This is a genomic window from Streptomyces sp. Tu6071 (assembly GCF_000213055.1).
GTDB lineage: Bacteria > Actinomycetota > Actinomycetes > Streptomycetales > Streptomycetaceae > Streptomyces > Streptomyces evansiae.
Genome location: NZ_CM001165.1, coordinates 2699100 through 2716851, shown reverse-complemented (window position 1 = coordinate 2716851; position 17752 = coordinate 2699100). Strand labels below are relative to the sequence as shown.

General features: G+C 72.3%; 15 protein-coding genes. 11 read left to right on the top strand and 4 right to left on the bottom strand.

Features of this window, described 5'->3' with window-relative positions; all coding sequences use genetic code 11:
- Positions 1-114 precede the first annotated feature (114 nt).
- The 4 genes from STTU_RS11070 to STTU_RS11055 are packed head-to-tail and all read left to right on the top strand — an operon-like array spanning position 115 to position 3524.
- Positions 115-924 carry an ABC transporter permease gene (locus tag STTU_RS11070; RefSeq protein ID WP_007822743.1) on the top strand — a complete coding sequence of 270 codons (810 nt, stop codon included), beginning with the start codon at positions 115-117 and terminating at the stop codon, positions 922-924.
- Positions 917-1765, top strand: a complete 849-nt coding sequence (locus STTU_RS11065; RefSeq protein WP_043254837.1) for an ABC transporter permease — start codon at positions 917-919, stop codon at positions 1763-1765. Before STTU_RS11070 ends, STTU_RS11065 begins: the two co-directional genes overlap by 8 nt.
- Positions 1766-1808: 43 nt before the next feature.
- On the top strand, positions 1809-2798 hold the full coding sequence (locus STTU_RS11060; RefSeq protein ID WP_043254834.1) for an ABC transporter ATP-binding protein: 990 nt from the start codon (positions 1809-1811) through the stop codon (positions 2796-2798).
- A 51-nt stretch (positions 2799-2849) separates the two neighbouring features.
- The gene (locus STTU_RS11055) at positions 2850-3524 is read left to right on the top strand and encodes a DUF1707 SHOCT-like domain-containing protein (protein ID WP_043254832.1); all 675 of its coding nucleotides are present in this window, start codon (positions 2850-2852) and stop codon (positions 3522-3524) included.
- 85 nt (positions 3525-3609) lie between these two features.
- Here STTU_RS11055 and STTU_RS11050 read toward each other — a convergent pair whose 3' ends face one another.
- Positions 3610-4935 (bottom strand): SGNH/GDSL hydrolase family protein, encoded by a 1326-nt coding sequence (locus tag STTU_RS11050; RefSeq protein ID WP_043254830.1) that lies wholly within the window; start codon positions 4933-4935, stop codon positions 3610-3612.
- A gap of 365 nt (positions 4936-5300) precedes the next feature.
- On the opposite strand from STTU_RS11050, the gene STTU_RS11045 reads away from it, so the two are divergent.
- Both STTU_RS11045 and STTU_RS11040 read left to right on the top strand, forming a co-directional pair.
- Positions 5301-6845, top strand: a complete 1545-nt coding sequence (locus STTU_RS11045) for a DUF445 domain-containing protein (protein ID WP_043254829.1) — start codon at positions 5301-5303, stop codon at positions 6843-6845.
- Between the two features lie 348 nt (positions 6846-7193).
- The gene (locus STTU_RS11040) at positions 7194-8696 is read left to right on the top strand and encodes an MFS transporter (RefSeq protein WP_007822737.1); all 1503 of its coding nucleotides are present in this window, start codon (positions 7194-7196) and stop codon (positions 8694-8696) included.
- Between the two features lie 163 nt (positions 8697-8859).
- On the opposite strand, the gene STTU_RS11035 is transcribed toward STTU_RS11040, so the two are convergent.
- Complete coding sequence (locus STTU_RS11035) at positions 8860-9657, bottom strand: SDR family NAD(P)-dependent oxidoreductase (RefSeq protein WP_010263651.1); 798 nt, start codon at positions 9655-9657, stop codon at positions 8860-8862.
- A 132-nt stretch (positions 9658-9789) separates the two neighbouring features.
- Between STTU_RS11035 and STTU_RS11030 the strand changes: the two genes are divergently transcribed.
- Positions 9790-10692 (top strand): AraC family transcriptional regulator, encoded by a 903-nt coding sequence (locus STTU_RS11030; protein ID WP_007822735.1) that lies wholly within the window; start codon positions 9790-9792, stop codon positions 10690-10692.
- Positions 10693-10837: 145 nt separating this feature from the next.
- Here the strand turns inward: STTU_RS11030 and STTU_RS11025 are convergent, their stop codons facing one another.
- A complete protein-coding gene (locus STTU_RS11025) occupies positions 10838-12610 on the bottom strand; it encodes a discoidin domain-containing protein (RefSeq protein WP_086021137.1) in 1773 nt (590 codons plus the stop codon).
- 295 nt (positions 12611-12905) lie between these two features.
- On the opposite strand from STTU_RS11025, the gene STTU_RS11020 reads away from it, so the two are divergent.
- Positions 12906-13214, top strand: a complete 309-nt coding sequence (locus STTU_RS11020) for a hypothetical protein (RefSeq protein ID WP_007822733.1) — start codon at positions 12906-12908, stop codon at positions 13212-13214.
- Positions 13215-13276: 62 nt separating this feature from the next.
- Here STTU_RS11020 and STTU_RS34905 read toward each other — a convergent pair whose 3' ends face one another.
- On the bottom strand, positions 13277-13429 hold the full coding sequence (locus STTU_RS34905; protein ID WP_007822732.1) for a hypothetical protein: 153 nt from the start codon (positions 13427-13429) through the stop codon (positions 13277-13279).
- A 385-nt stretch (positions 13430-13814) separates the two neighbouring features.
- On the opposite strand from STTU_RS34905, the gene STTU_RS11015 reads away from it, so the two are divergent.
- From STTU_RS11015 to STTU_RS11005, 3 genes are read left to right on the top strand one after another with little or no spacing between them, the layout of a single operon-like run.
- The gene (locus STTU_RS11015; protein ID WP_043254825.1) at positions 13815-15914 is read left to right on the top strand and encodes a helix-turn-helix transcriptional regulator; all 2100 of its coding nucleotides are present in this window, start codon (positions 13815-13817) and stop codon (positions 15912-15914) included.
- Positions 15911-16882 carry a hypothetical protein gene (locus STTU_RS11010; protein ID WP_043254823.1) on the top strand — a complete coding sequence of 324 codons (972 nt, stop codon included), beginning with the start codon at positions 15911-15913 and terminating at the stop codon, positions 16880-16882. Before STTU_RS11015 ends, STTU_RS11010 begins: the two co-directional genes overlap by 4 nt.
- Positions 16879-17751 (top strand): DUF6339 family protein, encoded by an 873-nt coding sequence (locus tag STTU_RS11005; RefSeq protein ID WP_234019213.1) that lies wholly within the window; start codon positions 16879-16881, stop codon positions 17749-17751. Before STTU_RS11010 ends, STTU_RS11005 begins: the two co-directional genes overlap by 4 nt.
- Position 17752 lies beyond the last annotated feature (1 nt).

Sequence of the window (17752 nt, the reverse complement as noted above, 5' to 3'; positions counted from 1 at the left end):
CCCGTGTAAAACGCGTGGCGCGTGCGTACGGCTCCCCTCTAGGGTCGTGACTTTGGCCCGAGAGGCCGAATCCACACCATTCGCGCGGAAAATCCGCACCGAAAGAGAGGTGTCGTGCGCACCGTTCGGCTCTACGCGGCAGTCGCTGCCGGTGGGTTCCGCCGCTACGCGACGTACCGCTGGGCGACCTTCGCCGGGGTGTTCACCAACACGGTGTTCGGCGTCATTCTCGCCTATACGTACCAGGCGCTGTGGCAGGAGCGTCCCCACCTCGGCGACTACACGCTTTCGCAGGCACTCACGTACGTCTGGATCGGGCAGGCGATACTCATGACCTCCATGGTCATGGGGGGCGGATTCGAGGTCGACCTGATCGAGCGCATCCGCAGCGGTGACATCGCCGTGGACCTCTACCGGCCGGTCGACCTCCAGTCGTGGTGGCTCGCGGGCGACCTCGGGCGGGCGGTGTTCCACCTGCTCGGGCGCGGGATCGTGCCCTTCGTGGCGGGGGCGCTGCTCTTCGATCTCACGGTCCCCGCCGCGCCGCTGCGCTGGCTGTCCTTCCTCGTCGCGGTCGCGCTCGGGGTCGTGGTGAGCTTCGGGCTGCGGTACCTCGTGGCGCTCTCCGCCTTCTGGCTGCTCCACGGCGACGGCATCACGCGGCTGCACGTCTTCGTGGCGACGTTCTTCTCCGGCGTCTCGCTGCCGCTCAACGTCTTTCCCGGGCTGCTCGGCGAGGTGGCGCGCGCGCTGCCGTGGGCCTCGCTCGTGCAGCTCCCCGCGGATGTGCTGCTCGGTACGTACCGGGGGAGCGAACTTTTCGGCGTGTACGGCTTCCAGGCGGGCTGGGCCGTGCTGCTGCTCGCCCTCGGCCGGCTCGTCCAGTCCGCCGCGACACGCAGGGTGGTGGTCCAGGGTGGCTGAGCCGTTCGAGCCGGCGGTGGTACGGGAGCGGAGCGCGCTGCGCACCGGGCTGCGCGCCTACCGGCTCGTGAGCCTCATGTGGGTGCGCTCGATGCTCGCGTATCCGCTCTCCTTCGCGCTCAACGTCTTCGCGCAGGCGGCGATCACGGGCCTGGACTTCGTCGTGATCCTGCTGATGTTCTCGCAGGTCGACGCGCTCGGCGGCTACGACCTCGCCGATTTCGCGGTCCTGTACGGGCTCTCCTCGGTCTCCTTCGGGCTGTGCAACCTGTTCCTCGGCTCGACGCAGCGGCTCGGCCAGCGCGTGCGCGACGGCACGCTCGACGCGCTGCTCGTGCGCCCGGCCCCCGTGCTCGCCCAGATCGCCGCCGACCGCTTCTCGCTCAACCGGCTCGGGCGCACCTTCCAGGGCCTCGCCGTGCTGGGGTACGGGCTGAGCGCTGCGGGCATCGACTGGGACGCCGGGCGCGTCCTGGTGATCCCGTACGCGGTGGTGAGCGGCGCGGCGATCTTCGGGGCCGTGTACGTGGCGGGGGCGGCCTTCCAGTTCGTGGCGACCGACGCGGCCGAGGTCGAGAACGCGTTCACGTACGGCGGGCAGACGATGCTCCAGTACCCGCCGACGGTCTTCGCCAGGGAAGTGGTGCGCGCGGTGACGTTCGTGCTGCCGCTCTCCTTCGTCAACTGGGTCCCGGGCGCGTACCTCCTGGACCGTCCCGTCCCGCTCGGCCTGCCGGTCTGGTGCGCCCTGCTGCCGCCGCTCGTCGCCGTCGCCGCGCTCGCGCTGGCGGGCCTCGCGTGGCGCGCGGGGCTGCGGGGCTACCGCTCGACGGGGAGCTGAGGAAGGCGTCGTGAGTTTCCGTACGGACGAAAGGAACGAGCTGGTGGAGAGCGAGCCGGAGGACGACGTCATCGTCCTCGAAGGACTGGAGAAGGAGTTCGCGGTCCGCCGGAAAACCGCGTTCCTGCGGTACGAGAAGCGGGCCGTGCGGGCCGTGGACGGCATCTCGTTCCGGGTGCGGCGCGGCGAGATGGTCGGGTACATCGGGCCGAACGGCGCGGGCAAGTCGACGACGATCAAGATGCTCACCGGCATCCTCACGCCCACGGGCGGCCGGCTGCGGGTCGCCGGGCTCGATCCCGCGCGGCAGCGGCTCGCGCTGACACGCCGTATCGGCGTCGTCTTCGGGCAGCGCACGACGCTGTGGTGGGACCTGCCGCTCATCGACTCGTACCGCCTCATGCGGCACCTGTACGACGTGCCGCTCGCCCGCTACCGCGAGACGCTCGACCGCTGCGTGGAGCAGCTGGAGCTGGCGGACCTGCTGCACGTGCCGGTGCGGCAGCTCTCGCTGGGGCAGCGGATGCGCGGCGACATCGGCGCGGCGCTGCTGCACTCGCCGGAGGTGCTGTACCTGGACGAGCCGACGATCGGGCTCGACGTCTTCTCGAAGGCCCGCGTGCGCGAGTTCCTGCGCGCGCTGAACGCGGAGCAGGGCACGACGGTGCTCCTCACGACGCACGACCTGACCGACATCGAGCAGGTCTGCACGCGGGTGATGGTCATCGACCACGGGCGGCTCGTGCACGACGGGGACCTGGCGGGGCTGCACGCGCTCGGCGAGAGCGAGCGGATGCTCGTCCTCGACCTGGAGCGCGAACTCCCCGCCGTCTCGGTGCCCGGCGCCCGTACGGTACGGGTCGAGGGGCCGCGTCAGTGGCTCGCCTTCCCCGCCGGGTCCTCGGCCGCGCCGCTCGTGGCGCGGATCGCGGCCGACTACCCGCTCGCCGACCTCTCGGTGCGGGAGCCCGACATCGAGTCCGTCATCGCGCGGATGTACGCGCGCGGCAGGAGCGACGCGGTCACCTCGTAGGGTGGTCGCATGACTGACGAGCGGGCCGAACTACCGCCCAGGAAAACGGATATGGCCAAGGCGGGCGCGGACGCCCCGCTCGCGCGGGGGGAGCTGCGCGCCTCGGACGCCGACCGGGAGCGGGTGGCCGAGCGGCTGCGCGAGGCGGTCGCCGAGGGGCGCCTCGACATGGAGGAGTTCGACGTACGGCTCGGCGCCGCCTACGCGGCCCGCACGTACGGGGACCTGGTGCCGCTCACGCGGGACCTCCCGGAGAGCACCGGGGGCGCGGCACCGGCTCCCGCGCCTGTCGGGGGCCGGGGCGGCCGGGTCGGGCGGGTCGGCGTGGAGGCGACCTCGCGCGGGGCCTTCGCGCTCTTCGGCGGCTTCGCGCGCCGGGGCCGCTGGGCGGTCGGGAAGGTCTTCACGGCCTTCGCGATGTGGGGCGGCGGCGAGATCGACCTGCGCGAGGCCGATTTCGAGGACCGCGAGACGGTTGTCCGCTGCTTCACGATCTGGGGCGGCATCTCGGTCGTGGTCCCGCCCGAGCTGCGGGTACGGGTCTCGGGCGTCGGGATCATGGGCGGCTTCGGCGGCGACCAGCTCTTCGACGGCCCGCCGGACTCGCCGCAGGTCACGGTGAAGGGCCTGGCCCTGATGGGCGGGGTCGGCGTGCGGCGCAAGGAGCGGAAGGGCGAGAAGCGCAGGCTCAAGGAGGAGCGGAAGCGCGGGGAGCTGGAGGACTGAGGACGGGGGCGCGTCCTCCCCGGCGGCACCGCCCCGCAGCCCCCTGCCCGGCGTCATGCGCCGGACGGACCGGCTGCGGGTCCCCTCACAGCTGCGCCGGCGCCGCGCCCCTCAGGTCCGCCACGTTCACCGTCTCGGCCATCCGCAGGTATCCCGCGTCGTTGAGGTGGAGGTGGTCGCCCGAGTCGTAGGCGGCGGCGAGGCGGGTGGGGTGGGCCTGGTCCCGCAGCCCCCGGTCGAAGTCGGCGTACGCGTCGAAGACGCGCCCCGAGCGGATCTCGGCGTTGACCGCCTGCCGGGTCTGCTCGCCGCGCACCGTGTAGCCCCGGTGGCCCTCGAAGGGCATGAGCGTCGCGCCGACGACGTGCAGGCCCTTGGCGTGCGCCCGCGCGGTCAGCTCGCGCAGCCCGTCGACGATCCGCCGCGCGTCGTACTGCTGAGGGGCGCGCAGGATGTCGTTGATCCCGAGGTCGATGAAGACGGCCTTCGCGCCGGAGCGGCCGAGTACGTCGCGGTCGAAGCGGTCGAGCGCGGCCGGGTTGTCGGCGGGGCGGCCCGCTCCGGCGAGCAGGACGCGGTTGCCGCTGATACCGGCGTTGACGACGCTGTAGCGCGGCGCGCCCTGCTCGTTCGCGAGGCGGCGGGCGAGGCGGTCGGGCCAGCGGTGGTTGGCGCCGCTCGTGGAGCGCAGCCCGTCGGTGAGCGAGTCGCCGAGCGTGACGAGGGTCCCGGCGAGGCGGCGGCTGAGGACGTCGACGGCGGTGACGTACCGCCAGTACGAGGACTGCGCGGTGTACGCGGCGCCGTCCGGGTCCCTCGTGCGGTCGCCCTCGGCGAGGTAGCTCGTCTGGCGGGCCTGCGCGTGGAAGGTGACGGGGCCGCTCGCGAGCGGCGAGTACGTCGTGACGAGGAGGTCCGCGTCGCCCGGGACGCTCATCCGCACCGCGTCGCTCACGCGCTGGCCGCCCGCCGGGATGACGACGGTCGTGGCGCCGCCGAAGGTGAGGCGGCGCAGCGTGCCCGCCGCGGCCGTGGGGCTGCCGGGTGCGGCGGCGAGGGCGACGGTCGCGCTCGTGATCGAGAGGGGCTGCTGCCCGTACAGGTTGGAGAGGGTGACGCGCGTCGCCTCGCCCGCGACGGAGGTGTGTACGACGTTGCGCACCGAGCGGCCCGCGAGGCCGTCGATCAGGGTGCCGGGCTCGGCCCCGCTCGGGGGCGCCGACCACGTACCGACCCAGTTCCCGGACGAGGCCGGGGCGGCCGAGCCGCGCGCGGCGGGCGGGGCCGCCGTGACGGTGTCCTCGTCCTTGCCGCGCCCGGTCCCGGTCACGAGCAGGAAGATCGCGGTCGAGCACAGCACCACGAGGGCTGCGACGGCGGCGAGCACGCCATAACCGTGACGCTTGGTCATGTGCGGGGTTTCTCCTCGGACAGCGGGAGCCCGAGGCTCCGGTCGGACGATCCCATGATGCGACATGGGTGGGGGTCGCGCTGTGCACACCCTTCGTCCCGACAGACGCCGGGAATCGCAGATCCGTTCCCCCGGTGATCGGGGTAGGGACAATGACAACGGCCCCCCGCCGCCCCCGAAGCCCAGCTCCGGGCGGTGCGCCGGGGGCCGCGACAGCGGGCCGCGACAGGCCACGAGGGCGAGGGAAGGGCGGCGGGGCGATGGGGACGCAGGAGGAGGGTGAGGCGAAAATCACGGGGGCGGGACCGGCGTCGGGAACGGAACCGGGCCCCGGAGCGGGATCGGCAGCGGAAGCGGAGGACGGCATGGGCGGAGCTTCAGGGGGGCCGACCGGGGGCGGCGGTACGGGACCGGGGGCGGGTCCGGAGGCGGGTCCGGAGGCGGGTCCGGGGTCCGGCGGCGGTACGGGGCGGGGCGCGCCCGCGCGGCAGGACGGTTCCGCGGGTCCGGGTGTCTCTACGGAGCCCGGTGTCTCTACGGGGCCGAGCGGCCCATCGCGTCCCGGCGCCCCGTCACGTACCGCCACCGCCACCGGCGGCCCGCCGCGCAGAGGCTCCGTCGCCCGCGCGCTCGGCGGCGCCCGCAGCCCCGTCGACCTCACCCCCGCCGACCTGGAGAAACGCCGGGGCGTGCGGCGCATGAAGTCCTTCGCGCTCGGGCTGCTGCTCTTCGTCGCGGTCGTCTACGCGCTCGCGACGTGGCTCGAACACCGGGGCGCGGGCGCCTGGACGGGGTACGTCGCGGCGGCGGCCGAGGCGGGCATGGTCGGCGCGCTCGCCGACTGGTTCGCCGTGACCGCGCTCTTCCGGCACCCGCTCGGGCTGCCCATCCCGCACACCGCGATCATCCCGCAGAAGAAGGACCAGCTCGGGGCCGCGCTCGGCGGCTTCGTCGGCGAGAACTTCCTCTCCGGGGACGTCGTACGGGACCGGCTGCGCGGGATCGGCATCGGGCACCGCCTCGGCGAGTGGCTCGCCGAGCCCGCGCACGCCGACCGCGTGACGGCCGAGGCGGCGACGGCGCTGCGCGGGGCGCTCACGGTGCTGCGCGACAGCGACGTGCAGGCCGTCGTCGGCGAGGCGATCACGCGGCGCGCGAAGAACGCGGAGGTCGCGCCCTCGCTCGGGCGCCTCCTGGAGCGCCTGGTCGCCGACGGCGGGCACCGCAAGCTCGTGGACCTCGTGTGCGTGCACGCGCACGACTGGCTCGTGACCCACCGCGACTCCGTCATGGACGCGGTGCAGGGCGGCGCGCCCGGCTGGACCCCGCGCTTCGTGGACAAGCGGATCGGCGAGCGCGTCTACAAGGAACTGCTCCGCTTCGTCACCGAGATGCGCGACATGCCGGACCACCCCGCGCGCGGCGCCGTCGACCGCTTCCTCGCGGACTTCGCCGGCGACCTCCAGGCGGACGGCCCGACCCGCGCCCGCGTCGAGCGCCTCAAGAACGACATCCTGGGCCGCGCCGAGGTGCAGGACCTCATCGCGACGGTCTGGGGCACGGTGCGCGGCATGATGGTCGCCGCCGCCGAGGACGAGCGCAGCGAACTGCGGCTGCGCGCCCGTACCGCGCTCCTCTCGCTGGGCAGCCGCCTGAGCGCGGACGACCGGCTGCGCGCGAAGGTGGACGGCTGGGTCGAGGGAGCGGCGGTCTACGTCGTCTCGACGTACCGCACCGAGATCACCTCGCTCATCACCGACACGGTGGCGGGCTGGGACGCCGAGCACACCTCGCGCAAGATCGAGGCGAACATCGGCCGCGACCTCCAGTTCATCCGCATCAACGGCACGGTCGTCGGCTCGCTCGCGGGCCTCGTGATCTACACGGTGTCGCACGCGCTGGGGGCCTGAGCGGGGTACGGGGGAGAGGCGGCGGACCGGCCCGTAGGCGGTGGGCGTCTGCGTGGCCCGTAGTGATGGGTGTCTGCTTGGCCCGTGCGTGGTGGGCACCTGAGCGGCCCGTGCGTGGTGGGCGTCTGCGTGGCCGGTGGGTGCCTGATGCCTGAGCGGCCCGTACGGGGTGGGGCACGCCGCCCGCGCTTCCCGCCCCCGCGCCCCGGCCGCCCCGTGCGCCCACCCGGTCCTCCTCACCACCCGGTCGGCCGTCCCCGTCCCGTATGAGCGCGCGCCGCAGGGGCATCCGGCGAATAGTGCACCGCACACCCGTCGCGGTCGCCGCTCACGAGGAGGTACCGGACCATGGCTCAGCCTTCCGAAGAGCCCGACGACGCGGCGGACATCGCCGCCCCCGGGCACTCCGGCACCGGCACGATCACCACCTCGGTGCCCGCCCGCCTCGACCGCCTGCCCTGGTCCCGCTGGCACTGGATGATCGTCATCGGTCTCGGCACGGTGTGGATTCTCGACGGTCTCGAAGTGACGACGGTCGGCAATATCGCGGGCCGCCTCTCCGAGCCCGGCTCGGGTCTGCCGATCACGTCCGCGCAGGTCACCGGGCTCGGCGCCGCGCTGTACGTCGCGGGTGCCTGTTCGGGCGCGCTCTTCTTCGGCTGGCTGACGGACAAGTTCGGCCGCAAGAAGCTCTTCATGGTGACGCTCGCGGTCTACCTCGGCGCGACCGCGATGACCGCGCTGTCCTTCTCGCCGTGGTGGTTCTTCGTCTTCCGCTTCCTGACGGGCTTCGGCATCGGCGGCGAGTACGCGGCGATCAACTCCGCGATCGACGAGCTGATCCCCTCGAAGTACCGGGGCCGCGTCGACCTCATCATCAACGGCAGCTACTGGCTCGGCGCGATCGGCGGCGCCCTCCTGTCGATCCTGGCGCTCAACACCGACATCTTCCCCAAGGACGTCGGCTGGCGCCTCACCTTCGCGCTCGGCGTCGTACTCGGCCTCGTGATCCTCCTCGTGCGGCGGCACGTCCCCGAGAGCCCGCGCTGGCAGTTCATCCACGGCCACGGGGACGAGGCCGAGGGCCTGGTCACGGACGTCGAGAAGGGCGTCGAGACCGAGAAGGGCGAGAAACTGCCGGCCCCGGCGGGCGAGATCACGATCCACGAGCGCAAGAGCGTCGGCTTCGGCCTCATCGCCAAGACCGTCTTCGCGCACTACCCCAAGCGCGCCGTGCTCGGCCTCTCCCTCTTCATCGGGCAGGCGTTCCTCTACAACGCGATCACGTTCGGCTTCGGCGCTATCCTCACGAAGTTCTACGACGTCCAGAGCGGCCACACGGGCTACTACTTCGCCGTCATCGCCGCGGGCAACTTCATCGGCCCGCTCGTCCTCGGCAAGCTCTTCGACACCGTCGGCCGCCGCGTCATGATCGCGGGCACGTACATCCTGCCGGGCATCCTGCTCTTCATCACGGCATGGCTCTTCGACCGCGGCTCGCTCAACGCGACGACGCTGACGGCCTGCTGGTGCGTCGTCCTCTTCTTCGCCTCGGCGGGCGCGTCGAGCGCGTACCTGACCGTCTCCGAGGTCTTCCCGATGGAGACCCGCGCGATGGCGATCGCCTTCTTCTACGCGATCGGCACGGCCGCCGGCGGCATCTCCGGCCCGCTCGTCTTCGCCGACCTCACCGAGTCCGGCGTCCCCGGCGACACGGCGCTCGCCTTCTCGATCGGCGCGGGCCTCATGTGCGCGGCGGGCCTCGTCGCGGCCTTCCTCGCGGTCGACGCGGAGGGCCGGGGCCTTGAGGACATCGCGAAGCCCCTCTCGCAGACGGAGAAGGCGGCTTAGGGGTACGGGCCCGTACGGGCCGACGCGGGCGGGTACGGGCTCCGGGGGGCGGGCTTCCGGCGGTACGGGGCCGGGGCCGTCTCTCGGCGGTACGGGGCGGGCACGCCCGTGCGAGCCCGTACCGCCCCGGCCCCCCCGGTATGACCCGTACCGCCGTGCCCCCTCACCGCAGCCGCGTCGCCGCGAGCCCCCCGTCCACGTCGAGCGTCGCCCCTTGCACGAACGCCGCCTCGTCCGAGACGAGGTACCGCACCGCGTACGCGATGTCGACGGGCCGCACCGGTACGCCCGCCGGGGTCGCCTTCGTCATCGCGGCGAGCTGATCGGCGTTCCCCGCCGTGCCGCGCGTCGCCGTCGCGCCCGGCGCCACGCCGTTGACGCGCACCCCGCGCGGCCCGAACTCGGCCGCCCACGCCCGCGTGAGCTGCTCGACCGCCGCCTTCGTCGCCGGGTACAGCGCCTTGTAGGGGACGCCGACCCGCGCCATCCACGAGCCCACGTTCACGACGACGCCCGCGCCGCGCTCGGCCATGCGCGGCGCGAGCAGCGCGACGAGGACGTGCGGCGCGCGCACGTTCGTCGCCCACAGCGCCTCCATCTCCTCGTCGGTGACCGAGGGTGTCAAGAGCCCGGGATAGACGCCCGCATTGTTGACGAGGAGGTCGACCCGGCCGCCGAGCGCCTCCTGCGCGCGCTCCGCGAAGGCGCGGATCTCGCCGGGCGCGGCGCCGAGGTCGGCGGTGAGCGCGTGCGCGCGCCCGCCCGAGGCGGTGATCGCGTCCACGACGCCCCGCGCGCGCCCGGCGTCCCTGCCGCTCACGAGGACTTCGGCGCCCGAGGCGGCGAGCACCCGCGCGACGGCCTCGCCGATCCCCCCGGTCGAGCCCGTGACCAGCGCGGTGCGCCCGGCGAGGGCGGAGTCGGAGGGGAGGGACGACAGGATCTCTTCGTTCGTACGCATGCCTCCAGCCTCTTCCGGCGGGCCCGCCCGCCCCTTGCCCGAACCGCTCATTCGCTTGCCGGATCACCTCACCGGGCCGGGCGCGGACGTGACGTGGCCCGGACGCGGCCCGTGGCCGGATACGGTCCCTCCATGGACGAAGCGACGACTGCCCGGAGCCTCGGCCGCGCGGCGGACGTCGTGGCGCGCCGCGCGGACGACACAGCGGCGGCGGAGCGGCTCGGCCTCGGGCTCAGCCGCCTGCGGACCGTGCCGGGCGGACTCGCCTACCAGCGGTACACACCCTCGCTGTCGGTCGTCCTCGCGGGCCGCAAGCGCTCGGTCGTCGGCGACGACGACCAGGTCTGGGGCATCGACCGGTTCTTCATCACACCGGTCGACCTCCCCGTCCTCTCGGGCGTCGTCGCGACGGACGAGCGGTACGGGTTCCTGTCGGCGCGTTGGCGGCTCGACCCCGCCCTCGTCACCGAGGTCGCCACCGCGATGCCCCGTACCCGCCGCGAGCCCTCCGGCCCGCTGGACCGGCTCGGCGCCTGGACGCCCGCGCTCGCCGATGTCTTCGCCCGCCTGCTCGGCCTCCTCGACGAGCCCGAGCACATCCCGCTCCTGGGACCGCAGTTCGCCCGCGAGACCGTGCTCCGCCTGCTCCAGACCACGCAGGCGCCGCGCGTCCTCGCCGCGACCGACGCGCACGACCCCGTCGTGCCCCGCGCCGTACGCCTCCTCACCGAGCGGATCGCCGAGCCGTGGACGCTCGACGCCCTCGCCGCCGAGGTCAGCGCGAGCAGGGCGACGCTGTCCCGGCGCTTCAAACAGGCCACGTCCATGACCCCGATGCAGTACCTCAAGCGGCTCCGCCTCGGCGAGGCCCGCCACCGCATGGTGGTCCGCGGCGACTCGGCCGCCCGCGCCGCCACCGCGGTCGGCTACCGCAGCGCCCCGCACTTCACCCGCGACTACCGCCTCGTGTACGGGACTTCACCGGCAGCCGACGCCGCCCGCGCCCGCGAGCAACTGCGGGAGTGGGCGGGCTGAAGGGGGCGGGAGCGGGCGTTGCGGGTACGGGGCGGAGGCCCGTACGGGGCGCGGGGGCGGGCGGTTGGTACGGAGCCGCGCCCCGTACGCGTCCGCCCCGCCCGCCCCGGCGCCCCCGTGCCGCCCGCCCCCGTACCCCCACGCCTCAGCTCGCCGCGTACACCGCGAGCCCGGCCAACTGCCCGGCGGGCCAGCCGGTGTTGGCCGTGAACCGCACCCGGACGTACCGGGCGTTCGCCGTCGACGCGAGCGTGATCGTGACGCTGTTGGCGTCCTTGGCCGGGTCGAAGACGCGACCGGCCGGGGCGGAGAGCGAGGTGAAGGCGGAGCCGTCGGCGGAGCCGAGCACCTCGACGGTCTGCGTCCGCTTCGCCCAGGCCGCGTCGGGCGGCAGCGACAGCACGAGCCTGCGCACGGGCTGACTCTTCCCGAGATCGACCTGAATCCACTGCGGGAAGCTGTTGTTGGGGCTCTCCCAGTACGAACGCACGTCCCCGTCCACGGCGTTGCCGGGCGCGTAGCCCTGCGTCTGGCCGCTCGCCGTCGCGGAGCGCCGCAGGGCGAGGTCACCGGTGGGGAGTTCGGGGTGGCCGCCGCCCCCGACGACGGTCGGCGTGGGCCGCTTCTCGGTGAGCGGGATCTCTCCCTTGAGCAGCTTCCCGCCGTCGCCCGTGAGCCGGAGGTAGTAGTCCGAGGAGCACGGCGTGCCGTCCTCGTCGAGCGCCTTGATCCCGGACCCGGCGGGCACGTCGGCGGCCGTCGCGGCGGTCTTCGCGATCTGGTTCGCCTCGTTGTACTCGTCGAACATCGAGATGTAGATGCCCTGCACCCCGATGCGCTTCATGTTGTAGAACTGCCGCCACATGAAGTCCCCGTGGGCCCGCGCCCCGCCCTGGAGGTCCCCGGGGAGGACGCACGGCTGGTAGTCCACGCCGTTCGCATCGCAGTCGGCCTGGTCGGGGGTGTTGACGTTGGCGTAGAAGTTGTCGGCGTCGGCGACCGAGCCGATGCGCCCCACCATCCACGGCGAGAGCATGTCGAGCGCGTGGTACACGTCCATGTACCCGGCGCGCGAGTCCTCGACGCCGCGCCGCCAGTGCGTCGGCACGCCTCCCATCACGTAACAGCCCTGCGCCTTGAACCAGTTGACGACGTCGAGGCAGACCTCGGCGGACCACGTCTTGTTGGGCTCGTTGAAGCCGAAGCCCCAAATGCCCACGACCGGTTTGCCGTTCTGGTAGGCGTAGGCCGAAGAGGCCGTGTAAGCCTTCATCTTGTTCACCCAGTCGGCCTTCATCTCCGGCTGCATGTTCGTCCAGCCGGTCGCGTCGTACATGATGTAGAACTTGCGCCCGTGCTTCTCGGCCGCGAGCCGCACCTTCTGCGCCATCGCGTCGCGCGTCGCGCCCTCGCCCCCGTTGGGGTTGAAGCGCTGGAGCGCGGCGGTGTCGATCCCGTACTCCCGCATCCACCGGAAGTGCGTGTCCACGGTCTGCTGGTCGTACGAGGAGAAGAGATTCGCGGGCTTGCCATTGCCGAGCGCGGGATACGCGCTGCGGTAGGTGTGCTCGTACTCGCTCACGTCGGGCCAGCTGACGATCGCGGTGTTACTCGGGGACGGCGGCTGCCCCCAGTTCTGCGACCAGTGCCACCAGCCGTTGATGGGCGCGCCGTCGCCCGAGCAGGCGAACCAGCCCTGGTAGCCGACGGTGATCTTGCCGACGACGTCCCCGGGCGGCGAGGCGGCGGGTACGGCGGCGGGAGCGTCCTCGGCGGCGCGCGCGGTGCCGCCGGCGGCGGTGACGGCACCGGCGACGAGCGTGCCCGCGACGAAGGTGCGGCGGCGCAGACCGGTGGACGGGGCGGGAGCGGGCCCGGACGGGGGCGCGGGCGTGGGCACTGATGCGGACATGGGCATGTCAGACATGCGTTCCTCGCAATGCGGCTCGGCGGTGGGGGACTGCGGGGAGAGCGCGCGGCGGCTCGGGCTCCGCCGGTGACCGTACGACCCCCGGGAACCCACCGACAAGACGGCGGAACGCAAATTCATGACTGCATGCCACAAGTTATGGATGCCATCCCGCAAATTAATCCCGCCCGGGAAGCGCGCCATCGGCCCCGCGCACACCCCCTTCGGTGCCGGAAGCTCCCAGGGCTAATCTCGAACACTGAACAAAGCAGACATCCGCCCCCCGACCCAGGAGGTCACCTCGATGCCCACCCTCCCCTCCGCCCCCATAGCCGCCGCCGGCCTCCTCGGCGGCTACGCCACGGCCCGCTTCACCAAGAACCGCCGCCTGGGCGGAGCGGTCCTCGCCGCCGCCGGCACGATCACCCACCTCCAGTGGCGCCGCACCACCACCCCCCGCACCGCCACCGCCCTCACCGCCACCTACCTCACCGCCTTCGGCGCCTCCCACCCCCTCGCCAAAAAACTCGGCGCCTGGCCCTCGGTAGCAGTCGTCACAGCGGCGACGGCGGGGGCGGCATGGGTCCTGTCGGACCGGAGGCGGAACGGCTGAGCGGCTGCTCAAGCGGCCCCGAACGATGGGCGACCTCCCTGCGGAGGTCGCCCATCGTCGTGTCAGGCGGCCGAATCGGGGGGCGCTGCGTTCTGCTGGGCCACGCGGAAGGTACGGCCCTCCGCCTCGAACGTCGTGACGCTTCCCCGCGGCGAGTGCTGGACCCGCATCGAGGCGTGGCAGTCCTTGGGCACCTCGAAGGCGTACTCCACCATGCCTCCCTCTTCGCGGCCCTGGTTCTGGTCATCGTTATGGGCGATTACAGACATTTCAGTATCTTTCGGGAGATGAGTCCATTTGTGGATGGTGGATGCTTCGCCGTTGGTCGAGGAAGTTTCGCCTGGAATTGGCTCTGTTTTGTCCGTACCCCCCGTCGCCCCTCGGTGCCGACAGGCGCCCGAGGGGATCTCCGTGCTCGCTCGCAGAGGCTAACACCGGACAAGTGTGCTGTGGTTGACTGGAGTGAAGCAAGGGGATAGCGCACAGCTGCTAGGCGTCTTGTCCGTTTATGACGGAAAAGTGAATCGGTAATGTTTACCGCGCCGGGAAAATTAACTTCCCGGGAGGCGGTGGGCAGGTGGAAGTCGTGTTGGGGGAGGAATGGCGACAAGTTTTGGCGACTGGCTGAACGATCAGCTGGCGCAGAGGGGAATGACGCAGCGGGAACTGGCCGAAGCGGTCGAGGTGACCCCCGCCGCTGTGAACGCTTGGACCAAGGGGCGCTCCGTGCCCCGTATGGACAAGATCCAACGGGTGGCGGAGGCGTTCGGGGTCCCCACGGTGGACGCCGTCGAACGCAGAGCCCCGCAGGTGGGCAGCGGTGAGGCGGAGTGGGTGTTCCAGCCGGCGCCTGCCGACGGCAGCCGGAGCGGCGGCAACGCCGCGGCTTTCGCCTTCACGGCCGACCTGGGAGTTCTGGCAAGGGAGGCGACTCAGAACAGCCTGGACGAACAGCTTTCGGTCCAGGAGCCCGTTCTTTCCCGGTACGTCCTGCACGAACTGAGCGGCCTCCCCCTCCGGCGCTTCCTGGACGCGCTCCGGTGGGACGTGCTGCGACCGCACCTGCGGGCGGCGGCGGACCGCTCGCAGAAGTCCGGCCGTGTACTCGCGGACGGCTTGGGCGAGTTGGAACGCACAGACCGGCTGCACCTGTTGCGCGTGGACGACTACAACGCGAACGGGCTCACCGGTCCCGAGTACGACGACGGTCGCTTCGCCCGTGTTGTCCGCCGGACCCTGGACAGTGGCAAGGCCGGTGTCCAGGGGGGGTCCTACGGGATGGGCAAGGCGACGCTGTGGGCGGCGAGCAGGTTCGGGCTGGTCCTGGTGAACAGCGTTCTGTCGGAGCAGCAGGACGGCCGCACCGATCGCAGACTGGCGGGCCGGCTCGAACTGCCGTGGCACGCCCTCCCCGAGGAGCGGGAGTACGCGGGACCGGCCTGGTTCGGCATCCGTGACCAGGAACGGGGTGACTCCGTGCGTTCCTGGTGGGCCGACAGCGCTGCGGCGAGGGAACTGCTTCTGGAACGCGAGAGCGACCTGCCGGGAACGTCCTTCCTCGTCGTCGGTGCCTACGACGGCTCGGGAGTCAGCGCCGAACTCGACGAGATGCACGCGTGCCTGATGAAGGAGTTGGGCGACAACTTCTGGGCGGCGATGGTGGCGGGCGAGAACCGCCCGGCCCTGCTGCGTGCCACCGTGGAGGCATGGCGCAACGGTGAGGTCGTCGTGCCCCGCACGGAGGTCGACCCCTTCACCGCCGCTCCCGCCAAGTCGCGTGCGGTGAAAGCGTTCCTCGACGGCGAGACCGTCTCCCGCCTGTCCGCGCGCACGGACGTCGTGGCGGCGCGCGTGCCCCTGGAGCTGGTCAGGCGCAAGGACGATCCCGCGGCGGGTCCTGCGGGCGTGCACGAGGCCGTACTGCTCGTGACACCCGCTGCCGGTGCCGAGGAGCCGGCCGATCGGCTCACCATGATGCGGGCGACGCGCATGGTCGTGAAGCGGAAGCGCGTGGGGGATCTGCCGCTGGGACACACCAACTTCCAGGCGGTCCTGCTCGCGGGCGCGGCCACCGGGAGATCCACCCCGGACGTCACCGCCGCCGAGCTGTTGCTCCGTGCGTCGGAACCGCCGGAGCACAACGACTGGACGGGCACCGACGACCTCACCGCGACCTATGTGCGCGGCGCGCGCAAGAGCGTCCTCGACTTCAAGGCCGCGGCGGAACAGGCGATTCGGGACCTGCTACGGGTGGAGATCCCCGACGACGACGCCGAGGAGGGGCCTGCCGTGCTGAGGGAACTCCTGGTGCTGGAGGCGCCCGCGCGAGCGGGCAGGCCCGTCAGGGTCTCGGGGTTCCCGACCGTCCGTTCACTGACCGGCGGGGTCACCGCCGCCGGCGCCTGGCGCGTCGAGGTCATGGTGCGCCTGCCCGAGCGCGAAGCCTCTTGGGTACTGGCTCCGACCGCCTCCTTCGTGAACCAGGACGGTGGCAGGACGCCCGTTTCGTGGGCCGGCGTTCTCGTACCGGGGTCGAACTGCGAACTCACAGCGGATGGACACCTCAGCTTCACCGCGGGGGCGAGGACGGCTGTGTTCAAGGGTGTGACCGATCCGCGCAGCCATCCGGTACCCGCCCGTGTCTCCAGCCTTCAGGTCGAACTGCCGCGTGCACAGGCCGCCCGGGTGGTGCGGTCGTGAAGAGTCTTTACCCCTACCCGCAGCTCGTGGGCGACGTCCGGTTGCGCCCGGCGCGCGTCCTGCTCGACAACCTTCCCGTGGAGCTGGCACGCATCTCCGACCAGGAGAACGTCGTGGCGCTGCACGGCATCGACCGCCGATGGCGCACCGCCCGTCTCGTCATGGAGGTTACGGCCGACCCGAAGGAGATCGCCGACGGCCCCTGGCGGAACGTGCGTTGCCTCATGATCGTGACCAACTCGCGCACGCACGTCCGCCACTCCTTCCTGACGAAGAACGAGGCGCCCGGGCTGTGGCGGGCCGACGTGGACCTCGACCGCGCCGCCCACATCGGGCACTGTCAGGTGGACGCCGTGTTCGCCGCAGATCTGGAAGACGGTCCCGCACGGCTCGTGGGACGGGCGGAGACCCCCTGGAGGGTGGACTTCGACTCGGCCCGACCGACCCGCAAACGCACGCTGAAAATGGTGTGGAAGGACTTCACGGAGACGCCCGCCCTGGAGGAGTTCCGCGACGATCCGTGGACGGTCGACGCGGAGGCTGGCGAGCCGGTGCTGTACCTCAACTCCTCGCTGGAGGGGTTCCGCGCGCTCATGGAGAAGGCGTCCGGGGCGGAGCAGCGCACTGTGCGGCAGCTTCTCGCCTCGCACATCGCCGCCCAGGCGTGGGAGGCACTGTTCCACACGGCGCTCTACGCCTGCGGCACGGAGCGGGACGAGGACGGCCGACCGCAGTGGCCGGGCGGCTGGCACGAGGAGGTGCTGAGGTCCATGCTTCCCGAGTTGTGGCCCGATCTTTCGCCGGACGACGCGCTGCGGGAGGCCGTCGAGCGGCGCCGCGAGGGCGGCAACGGGGCGGACCTGCACGCGCGGCTCCTGCACGCGGTCGCCACCCGGACCCGTACGCAGAAGACGGTGACCGAGACGGTACGGGCACTGCGCCGGACGAACGACAGGGGTGCGCGATGAACACCACAGCCATGACGGCGCCGGAGCCCGGCCGGTTGGGGAGGCTTTCCGACGCCGTCGCGGCCAGGGCGATCACTCCGTCCGTGCTGCGCGGTGTGGAGACGGTCCCTTCCGCGGCGCTTCTCCGGCAGGCGGAGGCGGTGGGTGACGACGGTGAGCGGTGGACGACCGGAGCAGTCGTGGAACTCCTGAAGGAGACCCGGGCGCGCTTCGACGACACCCGCCCCACCGAGAGCGATGCCTGGCTCGCCCCCCGGCTGCACTGGACCCTGCGCCTGACCCGGGCGGAGGCTGCCGACTCGGGGTTGTGGAACTTCCTCGCCCTGTGCCTTTCACCCGAGTACGTCCAATGGCGCTGGAGGAGCAAGGACGGAGCGGTGGGGCAGGTGGCCCGCTTCACCGGCCCCTGGGCGACGCAAGCGTTCTCGCGCCTCTGGTGGGCGGCCGAACTCTTCCGTGACGGCGAGAACTACGCCCCGGCCGAGCTGGCCTGCTCGGACCAGGACGTGCTCAACACCGTGCTCCGGCAGCGCATGATCCAGCACCGGCCGGCCGCGCAGGCGTTGCTGCGCCTGCGCACCCGAGGCAGTGTCAGGACCGGCCGCGACATGAACGCCGCAGCCAAGGCGGCCAACGCGGCCTTCATGCTCGTCCACGAAGCGCTCGCGCCCGACGAGCCGCCGGACGCCGAGGTGTACGCGGAGTGGCTCGATGCCGCGGGGCAGAGCGCGGTCCGCCACGACACGCTGCCGCGCGGACCGCGCGACGGCAGCGTCCCCTCGGCCTCGGCGGAAGCGCTCGCCGATTGGTTCGCCGAGCTGTTCGAAAGCGCGCCAGTGCGCGGCAGGGAACGTGAGGGAGAGGGGTGAC

Bases quoted from the DNA above. Each gene is read 5' to 3' on its own strand.
- STTU_RS11055 (WP_043254832.1), top strand. From the start codon at position 2,850: ATGGCCAAGGCGGGCGCGGACGCCCCGCTCGCGCGGGGGGAGCTGCGC.
- STTU_RS11050 (WP_043254830.1), bottom strand. From the start codon at position 4,935: ATGACCAAGCGTCACGGTTATGGCGTGCTCGCCGCCGTCGCAGCCCTC.
- STTU_RS11045 (WP_043254829.1), top strand. From the start codon at position 5,301: ATGGGCGGAGCTTCAGGGGGGCCGACCGGGGGCGGCGGTACGGGACCG.
- STTU_RS11040 (WP_007822737.1), top strand. From the start codon at position 7,194: ATGGCTCAGCCTTCCGAAGAGCCCGACGACGCGGCGGACATCGCCGCC.
- STTU_RS11035 (WP_010263651.1), bottom strand. From the start codon at position 9,657: ATGCGTACGAACGAAGAGATCCTGTCGTCCCTCCCCTCCGACTCCGCC.
- STTU_RS11030 (WP_007822735.1), top strand. From the start codon at position 9,790: ATGGACGAAGCGACGACTGCCCGGAGCCTCGGCCGCGCGGCGGACGTC.
- STTU_RS11025 (WP_086021137.1), bottom strand. From the start codon at position 12,610: ATGCCCATGTCCGCATCAGTGCCCACGCCCGCGCCCCCGTCCGGGCCC.
- STTU_RS11020 (WP_007822733.1), top strand. From the start codon at position 12,906: ATGCCCACCCTCCCCTCCGCCCCCATAGCCGCCGCCGGCCTCCTCGGC.
- STTU_RS34905 (WP_007822732.1), bottom strand. From the start codon at position 13,429: ATGGTGGAGTACGCCTTCGAGGTGCCCAAGGACTGCCACGCCTCGATG.
- STTU_RS11015 (WP_043254825.1), top strand. From the start codon at position 13,815: ATGGCGACAAGTTTTGGCGACTGGCTGAACGATCAGCTGGCGCAGAGG.
- STTU_RS11005 (WP_234019213.1), top strand. From the start codon at position 16,879: ATGAACACCACAGCCATGACGGCGCCGGAGCCCGGCCGGTTGGGGAGG.